Origin of the sequence: Gluconacetobacter azotocaptans (genome assembly GCF_014174355.1) — a bacterium.
Taxonomy (GTDB): Bacteria; Pseudomonadota; Alphaproteobacteria; order Acetobacterales; family Acetobacteraceae; genus Gluconacetobacter; species Gluconacetobacter azotocaptans.
In genome coordinates this window covers 1-2,460 of record NZ_JABEQF010000043.1, presented here as the reverse complement: position 1 = coordinate 2,460, position 2,460 = coordinate 1, and the positions used below count along the sequence as shown (strand labels likewise).

Below are 2,460 nucleotides of genomic sequence, written 5' to 3'. Positions count from 1 at the left end.
CGCAGCTTCCCGATGATCTCCTCGGGCTTGTGCTTCTTCAATGGCATCTGTCGTCCCTTCAGCAGTGAATTCCATCATACTCAATGGACCACCCGGAAGGGGGCACCTCACACCCTTGCTCGCATCTCCACATAGGATTTCATTCAGAAAACAGGTGGCCGGTTCGGAGGGTGATAACCGCAAGTGCTTTTACGATGCTGATCGCAAAGCAATACTATCCTCAGGAATGGGAGGCGCTAGATAGCACCCTAGGAGAAAAATTTGCGGAGACATTAGATGGAATTCTTATAGCAGAGCGTCAAAATTGCCGGATTATTGGTGACGACTATTTCGCAGAATTGGAAGAACGAAGCTTCCATTTCGGTTGAAGCTTGATGCTATATTAACTGAGATCATGATGAGAATAGGTTTTTTTGTTTCCAGATGGTGATCCTTGACTTCGCCCCTTGGATGCCCCCGATTTGATTAAGGTCTTACCAATCAGAGGTAAACGATGAAGAGATTACGTTTCAACTAGAAGCATATTATCAGGATACTGAAAGAGCATCAGGCCGATGCGTTGGCGGCGGATCTGTACCGCCAGCATGTGACAGAAAGTCGGGCTCCAGATGAAGGTCATGAAAGCTTATGACCTTCGTCCGCTTTCAAGAAATTCGGCGATCATAATCGACGTCTATGATGAGGCGCGAGCAGCCCGTCTGAGATCAGCCCCATAGGGCATGGGCGCGCCATGCACCGCCAAGGCACCGATCCCGTCGCCGGGCGTCATGACCAACCGCCATCAGTCAGTATCTCCCGCCACTGCCGCTTACGTCCACGAACACCCGCCCTGAGCTGTTCCATTCGACGTCCCGTCTGATCTATCAAGACCCTGCCAGCATTTTTGAGATGCACCTTGGATCGGGGACATGGTACGATGACCGACGCCAGCAAGATTGCGTCCGCGCGGGAGAACGACACGGCCTCCGACCGTCTCACTCTGACGCTCCGCACGCGCGATCCCCGTCTGGTTGCCTTGGTCCGTCTTCTCGCCCGTCAGGCCGCCGACGACTATGTCAACGCCACGCGCAACCGCAGGAAGACCGGCCCGACAAAGTAAGGAGCCGCCCATGACCCGCGTCGCCCTGTATGCCCGGTATTCCTCCGACCACCAGCGCGACGCCTCGATCGAAGACCAGTTGCGGCTCTGCCGGGAGCACGCTGGGAAACAGGGCTGGACGATCGTCGACAGCTACACCGACCGGGCGATCTCGGGGGCCTCCCTGCTGCTGCGACCCGGCATCCAGGAACTGGTGCAAGACGCGCAGCGCGGCCGCTTCACCATCGTGCTGGCCGAGGCCATGGACCGGCTGTCCCGCGACCAGGAGGATATCGCTGGCCTGCACAAGCGCATGGCGTTTGCCGGGGTGCGGATCGTCACCCTATCCGAAGGCGACGTCACCCACCTGCATGTAGGCCTCAAGGGCACCATGAACGCCTTGTTCCTCAAGGACCTGGCCGACAAGGTCCGCCGTGGCCTGCGCGGCCGGATCGAGGACGGCAAGTCGGGTGGCGGCAACTCCTACGGCTATGACGTCGTCCGCCAGATCGACGATCGCGGCGATCCCATCCGCGGCAATCGCAGCATCAACGACGCCGAGGCCACCGTCGTCCGACGCATCTTCCGCGAGTTCGCCAATGGCCGCTCGCCCAAACGGATCGCCGTCGGCCTCAACGATGACGGCATCTCCGCCCCCACGGGCGGCGCCTGGGGCTTCACCACCATCAACGGCAACCGCCAGCGCGGCACCGGCATTCTCAACAACGAGATGTATATCGGCCGCCTGGTCTGGAACCGACTGCGCTATCTCAAGGATCCCGAAACCGGCAAGCGGGTCTCCCGGCCCAACCCAACGGACGCTTGGGTTATCCAAGAGGTGCCGGAATTGCGGATCATCGACCAGGTGCTGTGGGACAAGGTCAAGGCCAAGCAGAAGGCGATCAAGATCAATCGCGACACCGGCGACACCAACCGCCTGCACGAGCGCCAGCGCGGCAAATACCTGTTTACCGGCCTGACCAGGTGCGGCTGCTGTGGCGGCGGCTATTCAATGGTGTCTGGCACCCTGGTTGGCTGCTCTACTGCCCGCAACAAGGGTACCTGCGCCAACCGCATGAACATCCGCCGCGACGCCCTGGAATCCCGCGTGCTGACCGCGCTCAAGACCCATCTGATGGATCCGGAGCTATTCGCGGTGTTCTGCGGCGAGTTCACCCGTCGGATGAACGAGCAGCGGATCGAGGCCTCGGCCGGCATCAGCGCCGCCAAGGCAGAGCTCCAGCGCGTTGAGCGCGAGTTCGACACATTGATTGAGGTGCCCCCTTCCGGGTGGTCCATTGAGTATGATGGAATTCACTGCTGAAGGGACGACAGATGCCATTGAAGAAGCACAAGCCCGAGGAGATCATCGGGAAGCTGCG

Annotated in this window: 2 protein-coding genes and 1 pseudogene; all 3 read left to right on the top strand. The window is 59.6% G+C overall.

All coding sequences use genetic code 11. The features are described from left to right. Nucleotides 1-83 precede the first annotated feature (83 nt). Nucleotides 84-368 (top strand): DUF2290 domain-containing protein, encoded by a 285-nt coding sequence (locus HLH34_RS19020; protein WP_183121128.1) that lies wholly within the window; start codon nucleotides 84-86, stop codon nucleotides 366-368. A gap of 548 nt (nucleotides 369-916) precedes the next feature. Further along, nucleotides 917-1,099 carry a hypothetical protein gene (locus HLH34_RS19015; RefSeq protein WP_183121127.1) on the top strand — a complete coding sequence of 61 codons (183 nt, stop codon included), beginning with the start codon at nucleotides 917-919 and terminating at the stop codon, nucleotides 1,097-1,099. A 10-nt stretch (nucleotides 1,100-1,109) separates the two neighbouring features. After that, nucleotides 1,110-2,357 (top strand): annotated as a pseudogene (locus HLH34_RS19010) (recombinase family protein); the annotation flags it as partial. Between the last annotated feature and the right edge of the window lie 103 nt (nucleotides 2,358-2,460).

Bases quoted from the DNA above. Each gene is read 5' to 3' on its own strand.
- HLH34_RS19015 (WP_183121127.1), top strand. From the start codon at position 917: ATGACCGACGCCAGCAAGATTGCGTCCGCGCGGGAGAACGACACGGCC.
- HLH34_RS19020 (WP_183121128.1), top strand. From the start codon at position 84: ATGGACCACCCGGAAGGGGGCACCTCACACCCTTGCTCGCATCTCCAC.